Genomic DNA, 7,051 nt, shown 5'->3' with positions numbered 1-7,051 from the left:
TGCCCGCGCAGCCGCCGATCCCCATGCGGAGCGACCACCCGATGACGGGCAGGTCGTGCAAGCTGCCCGTCCAACCGGCGTCGAGCGTGCTCGTGTTGTCGGCCTGGTAGACGAGCGCGCCGGGACACCCGGTCGCCGCCTCGGTGATGGGCAGACAAATGCTGAGGCTCGCCGCGATGACGAGACAGCTCAGCACGCCACGCGATGCGATGCGCTTGATGGACATGTCTTCCTCCACGAACGGCACGGATTCTCTGTCGACGATCTCGGGTGGGGGCATCGTGTGGCCCAGGTCGCAGCGCACACTACAGTCGCGGCATCGATCTTTCGTCACTCATTTGGTGACTATGCGAGAGCACACGACCAAATAGTGAACCGCTTCCACGAGGATGATGCGTGACGTTGACATTCGTCAGCTGCGGCTGCGCCGTCATGGAGACATGCTGTGCCGACTCGAGAGCCACCGGTCGCGACCGATACGACATCACGCGACGGCGGACCGGGGTGGGGTCGGCCACGCAGCGAAATCAGAGCCGAAGGCTGGGATGCCCTCGTGAAGCGCCTCGGGCCCTCGGGTGCGATTCGCTTCACTATGCAGACGCAACAGGGGCATGGGGACTACGCAGCGCAACGTCATCGACTCCTTGGAGCATTGTCGGTCGATCAACTGATGACGCGTGGCGCGCGAACGACGCAACGACGGACAAAGCGCAATCGGTCGTCCTAGAAAGAGCCTCGCAGGGGAGACGGTGGGACGGCGACCGCCGTCGATCGCCGGGCCGTGGCAAGTGCGCTTTGAGGTCCTGACGAGCGGAGGCGTCAGTCTGATTTGTCGGCGAAGGACGTGGCGTCCTGCTTCCCGAACGGGACGCTGAACGTCGACTCCCAACACGTCGTCGGATCGCTCGCTTGCCTGACCTGAACGACCACGGGACCGACGAGAGCGCCGGGTACAGGGACGTCCAGATTGCTTCCGCCGCCCTTGAAATGAATCTGCGCCTTCGCGCCGACCCCGCCGATCAGCTTCAACTGCTGAGCCCCATCCGGAGTCCGCTCCTTGTCTTGATACACGTATCCCTTCGGCGTCTCCTTCCAGCAGGTCTTTCCGGCACACGTGCCGCCGCCTGGAATGGTCGTCGTCGAGATCAGCGTTCCGTGGTCGTAGATGCAGACGAAGTAGTCTTCGGTGCCGATGGGATCCCCGAACGCGGGCTTGAGAGTCGCCCAACCCTTGCTCCACTTCCATTGGATGCGGCGTTTCTCGGGGTCAGCCGCGTCGCGCTGCATCTTGAGCTGACCCTTGCCGCCAATCAGCTCTTGGCGACAGAAGCTCGGAGGGCCTGCCGTACACGGCTCGATTTGGCAGCTTACCGAGCACCCATCGTCGCCGTTCGAGTTCCCGTCATCGCACTCCTCGCCGAACTGCACCACGCCGTTGCCGCACACCGCGGGCGACGCAGTCGTCGTCGGCGTTGGTGAAGCCGTCGGCGTCGGCGACACGGCGGGCGTCGGCGTCGCGGTCGGATCGGGCTCGATGAGGCATCCGTCGCTACACCCGTCGCCGTTCGTGAGGTTGCCGTCGTCGCAGTCTTCGCCAGGCGCCAACACGCCGTTTCCGCACGCAGGTAGGGTGCAATTGCCGTCGCACGCGTCACCGTTGACGTCGTCACCGTCGTCGCACTCGTCGGTCCCGTTTACGATTGCGTCGCCACACGTCAATGTCACGATCGTGAGATAATCGCTGCGGTCCTTGGTGAACCGCGTCATGGCGGTCGTAAGATCTTCACCGACGAACTCCGCCGTGAAGCGCCCCCGAAGCGTCTTGAGCGACGGCGCCTTGAAGGCGCCATCCACGACCGAAACGCTGACCGTCGACGCCGGATCGTCGAGGGGCGTGACGGTGACCGTGCCCGTCGATGCCCCTACGACGACGCCCGACACGCCATCCGGTTCGGCGACCATACGCACCGCCGTGCTCGTCACGACGCCGCCCGGAGTGGATGCTGATCCGACGACGGTCATACGGCCGCGATAGCCTGCTGGAATAGTTGGCCAAAGGTCCATGATTCCGGAGCCATCCGTCGAATGCGTACCGCTGTCGAAAAGCTCATCGTTATGGTCGTACGCAGCCCAAGAGATCGGGACATTTGCTTGCGGGATTTCTTGTCCCGAGGCGGTTCGCTCGAATAGGTCGAACGTGCAGCTGCTGATGCGCTGGTAGAGCTGATACCCCACTGGGGGCGTCGTATCGAAAACGTGCTGCTGGGCGTACCAAGGCCCGAAGGCGACGCCCTCCACCTGCGATTGCACAGCCGCCGCGATCGCGAGCAGGCTCGCCTCGGTGCCGGTCGTAGAGGGGTCGATGAGCATCTGTGCATAGAGCTGTTCATTGAACGACTCGAGAAAATTTGGATTCTCGATCAAGGCCTTACCCCAGGCATAACCCGAGAGCTGATATCGAAGCAGCCCGAAACCCGGCAAGCCCCCGAAGAAGACACCGTTCGTCGCCCCCACCCCGGCCCGGTTCAGTGCCTCGTAATACACGTCGTACGGATAGCCGTGAGCCTCGTTTACGGACGTGTAGGTCTCGAGCTGATCAAAGGACTCGATCTCTGCGGCACGCGTCATTCCTTCCTCATAGGTCGCTAGCCAACAGACATAATCGTCGCGAAACGCGTGGATCATTTCGTGCACCCAGGTCGACGCCTGCGAGGCGGGATGCAACACTATCTCATTCAGCGAAGGGTTGTACTGACCGGGTGTCGTGAGGTTCGAGTCCTTCCGCACGTTGACCGTGATGCCGAACGCCGGCGGGCCGTATATGGTCTTCACGATCGGGTAGAAATCCCCCAGCGTCGTAGACATCTCGACGATTTTCGCGGCGGTCCACGGCTCGGCCGGAGAGTCGAACGTGAACGACAGCTCGTTGGCCGAACGTGCACCACGGCGATGTGGAGCCGCGAGAGCTTTCGCCAAGTCCGGCAGAATCCGGTTGCCGTGCGCGTCGCGCTCAAAAACGACATCGCTCGCCTGGCCGTTTTCGTCCAACGGCGCCGCACTAATGGACTCCGGGAACCCAACGACGGCGAACCATAGAGCGACGACGCGGACGAGCCGGCTATTCACGAAGAGCCTCCTTTTCGACAGCGAATCAGGATCCTAGCTAGGTGAGAACCCCCTGGTCCATTCATTGCGCGCTCAACCGTGCCACCATGGCGGCGACGAACGCATCGATCTCGCCCCCGATGGCTTCACGATCGCCGGTTGTCGCACATAGAGTTTCCGGGCGCTCGGCCGCTTGCTTGCTTTCGACACGCGCGAAGCAACTCCGGGCGGAGTCTCCTCCGGGGCCATGGAACTTCGCGTCGCCTTTCGCGAGACAGGTGATCAAGGACGTCCCGCATCGGCTCGGGTCGCGAAGACATGCGCGCTGGCATTCGAGCGCGCCGGCCAACTTCTTCTCGATACAACGCTGCTTGCCCAGCGCACACTGATCGGAGTGCGGCGGCGGCACGCTCGAAGACACCGCTTGGGCGACGTCTTCGACGAACGCCGCTATCTCCGCCGCCCTCTCGTCCGCGTCTCCGATAGTGAGGCAGAGCGACTCTACGATGTCGGCATTCTGCCGCTGCTCGGCTTTCGACATGCAGCCCGCGGTGCCGCCACTGTCGCCAGCGAACTTGAGCCATGCGTCCGCGACGCACGACGCGAGCGCTGCGCCGCACCCGCTCTCGGGGGTCTTCGTGCAACGTTGCCAGCATTTCATCGTGGCGGCCTGCTTCTTGTTGACGCAGCGGATCTTCTCGCCGACACAAAGCAGCGGCGACGCGTCGCCACATGCGCATGCCTCGCCAGGCTCGCAGACACAGCCTCCGCCCGAGCCACTCCCATCAGCGAAACGAAGGCAGCCTCGCCCGAAGCTGTTATCGAGCGCGCCGGTGCTGGTGAGCGTAGCGACGAAGCCCAGCAGCCGATTCCCGTCGTCACCGTAGCCGACGACGAGCGGTTTACCGTCGATTCGCTGGTCTATCGCGGTTACCCGACTGTGAACGGGCGTGAACTCGTGCAACGCGAACCCCGAACCGTCGGGCCCCCACTGTCCATCGCGGGCACCCGATGCCGTGAGACGCGTGCTCATGGCGACTTCTCGGCTGGTCCCCGCCCGGATGGCCTTACCCGCGGCGACTACTGACCCATCCGGTTGCAGCAGTATGGCGTCGACCCACGACGTTCCGAGCGCCAATGGGAAGACGTTGTAGCCCGTCCCGCCTCCGAAAGACGGATCCAGGTCTCCTCCGCCCGTGAAGCGCGCCACGACCCCCCGCGGCGTTGCGCCCTCGTATACGAAACCGCCCACCACGGCGCGACCGTCGGACATCACCGCCAGCGCCTTCAGGTAGTCAGGATACAGCCCGCCGAACTCCAGCGTCCGATGCACCAGAAGATTTCCGGAGTTATCGAAGTACGCTACCAGCGCGACGTCATGACGATTGTTGCTGGGTCCGCCGCGCACATACCCCGCAACGACGATCGGGCCACCAGGAGCTTGGTCCACGGCGGTCAGATAGTCCGGAAAAACACCGCCGAATTCCAAGGTCTGATAGCCCTTGCCACCGCCGAACCCGGGATCGAGATTGCCCGCCGTATCGAAGCGCGCAATGAGCGCGACGTCGTGGCGGTCGTTGTCCGGGCCACCTTTCACATGGCCAACGACCACGATCTTCTGATCGGCCTGGATGAAGACGTCGTTCAGATGATTGTCGGGCGTGCCACCGAACGCCGCGGTGACGAAGCCTCTCCCGCCAGGGCCGAACGTCGGATCGAGATTTCCAAAGGCATCCAGGCGCGCGACCAACGCCACGGGCGTGGAGCCGTTGTTGACGTCCCCCGCGACGACGATCTTCCCGTCGGACTGGATGCCCACGGCCCGCACGCGATTGTCGGTGAGGCCGTTGAACGCCATCCGCACGAAGCCGCGCCTATTGGGCCCGAAGGTCGAGTCGAGATTGCCGTAGCGGTCGAGGCGCTGCACCGTAGCAACCGTGGCGTCGCCGCTGAGCTCCTGCCCGACGACGACAATCCTCCCGTCAACCTGGACGTCGACCGCGTAGAGCTCGGGGTTCCGAGGATACAAGCGATTCAGCCCCTGGGAATCGAGCTCACTCAATGTCCAGAGCTGGCCGATCCGCGATTGCTTGGTCGGATCAAGCACAGTGATCGTGCGACAAGCGGGATTCGACGATGAGCAATTGGCGCCGCACCTGCTCCAAGCGCACGCGCCGTAGTGCATGATGGAGCTGAGATCGTAGGGCCCTGTTGCAGTATTCGCTTGGGTGTCGAATTGCGATTCCATCCCCGGACGGATGTTGGCCGCCTCTACGTGCACATACGACTCCCGATCTGAGCGCTCCTGCTCATGCCAAAATCCGAGTGCATGCAGCAGCTCATGCTTGACGACGCCGCTTCCAGTATTGGCCGCGAGCGCGAGCTCACCTCCGCCAGCGCAATACCCGACACCACACGCCGAGAAGTAGAACCCACCACCATCGAAATGGTCAGCGGCAACGACGCGCCGAATCGTCAAGCTGCCTGCGCCAGGCGACGAAGGAAAAAAACGGATATTCGCGACGCTGGCCAACTCGCCCATTGCCGTAACGACGCGGCTGCGTTCTTGGGTCGTGAGGGCACGGTCAGACACCTCATCGAACGCGTACGGTACGATTCCAGCAGGCCACTTGGCCGCTGGACCTATGGCGGCCCTGCCCGCCGAACGCCACCGCTCATAGACCGATTTCGGAACGCCGACGTCCCCGCCGATCCACTCGATGGACTCTCCGCTCGTCCCTGGCGCAGCCACCGCATAAGGGGCGTGGATGAACGACCCATCGAAGACCACGCTGAACACCACGATCACAAACACCCACGCTGGTCTTCGCACCATTGCCTCCCCCATGCCTGCCTCAGGGACGTGACGATTGCTGAAATCTCGCGATGTGGGACGGTTTGCATCGCTGATAACCAATCCGCCTGAACCATTGCGTCCCCCATATGGTGACGACGACAAAAGAAGACTGCGTCATCGCGGCACAGCTTGTCCCCGGCGGAAACGATTGGCGACGCTACCGAACTTGCCGCCGCCATGCCGACCATTGCCCAGGTGGAGCGCAGGCAGGCCGCTGAGGACGATGCGCATCAAGGCGCTCTGCGAGCTCGCACCTGTCTTGCCGAATATGCGCTTCAGATGCGTCCGCACCGTGTTTGCGCTGACACCAACTTCCGCTGCGATGGCGGCGACGCTGGCTCCGCCGATGAGGCGAGCCGCAACGTGGCCCTCCCTCCGCGTCAAGCCATACAACGCTCGCAACGCATCTTCCGAGATGGCCGGCGACGATTCGACATCCTGAATGAGGAGTACGAACTCGCTGGGTGGCCCGCCTGAGATTGCATGGCTGTCGACGACCAACAGAACGAACTTGCCGCGCGCATCGTCGCGCATGACGTGACACGCTCCGCGCGCGTGGAAGCCACCTCGGTCGGCATGTGGGCAGGTGCCTTCGAAGAGCCTCGCGAGCGCCGCTGCCTCGTTACGCCGATCTGCTTGAACCCGTCCGCCCGCAAGTCGCAGAGGTCCCTCCTGAAGCATCCGGCGCGCGAGGTGGTTCGTGGTCCGGACGACCGCATCCGCATCCATCACCACCACTCCGAGAGGAAAGAGATCCAAGATCCGCCCGACAGGCATCCACAGCGGAGATACCCATGCCGCGCCGCGAGCGTCGTCACCCAGATGGTGACGCGAGTGACACGCTGACGAATGTCCTTGACGAAGGTTCCGTGGAGTCGCTACGCGCGCTCGATGCTCTCACCTCGTGACCGCTGGCGGGGTCGCCCGTGGCGGGGCTCGGTCGCGTTCGCGGCGCTGGCTATCGCCCACCTCGCCACACCCCGTCCCGGAAGAGCGACCTGCGACGTCATCCCCGGGACCCAGCAATCCTTCGCCGGTGCCCTCGCCACCACCAACCGTCCGTTCGCGGAGCCGGGCGATTGGGTGCAC

At 63.7% G+C, this 7,051-nt stretch carries 4 protein-coding genes; all 4 read right to left on the bottom strand.

What is annotated here, in order from left to right; genetic code table 11:
- Window positions 1-226, bottom strand: a 226-nt coding sequence (locus IT293_21835; GenBank protein ID MCC6767300.1) for a hypothetical protein, incomplete at its 3' end; no start/stop codon positions are given.
- Window positions 227-819: 593 nt separating this feature from the next.
- Window positions 820-3,126, bottom strand: a complete 2,307-nt coding sequence (locus IT293_21830; protein MCC6767299.1) for a DUF4215 domain-containing protein — start codon at window positions 3,124-3,126, stop codon at window positions 820-822.
- A gap of 61 nt (window positions 3,127-3,187) precedes the next feature.
- On the bottom strand, window positions 3,188-5,920 hold the full coding sequence (locus IT293_21825) for a hypothetical protein (GenBank protein ID MCC6767298.1): 2,733 nt from the start codon (window positions 5,918-5,920) through the stop codon (window positions 3,188-3,190).
- Window positions 5,921-6,076: 156 nt separating this feature from the next.
- Window positions 6,077-6,496 (bottom strand): helix-turn-helix transcriptional regulator, encoded by a 420-nt coding sequence (locus IT293_21820; protein ID MCC6767297.1) that lies wholly within the window; start codon window positions 6,494-6,496, stop codon window positions 6,077-6,079.
- Between the last annotated feature and the right edge of the window lie 555 nt (window positions 6,497-7,051).

It is taken from the genome of Deltaproteobacteria bacterium (assembly GCA_020848745.1).
Lineage (GTDB): Bacteria > Desulfobacterota > Binatia > UTPRO1 > UTPRO1 > UTPRO1.
The sequence above is the reverse complement of the archived record's forward strand: the minus strand, read 5'-3'. Positions and strand labels throughout refer to the sequence as shown.

Bases quoted from the DNA above. Each gene is read 5' to 3' on its own strand.
- IT293_21820 (MCC6767297.1), bottom strand. From the start codon at position 6,496: ATGCGCGACGATGCGCGCGGCAAGTTCGTTCTGTTGGTCGTCGACAGC.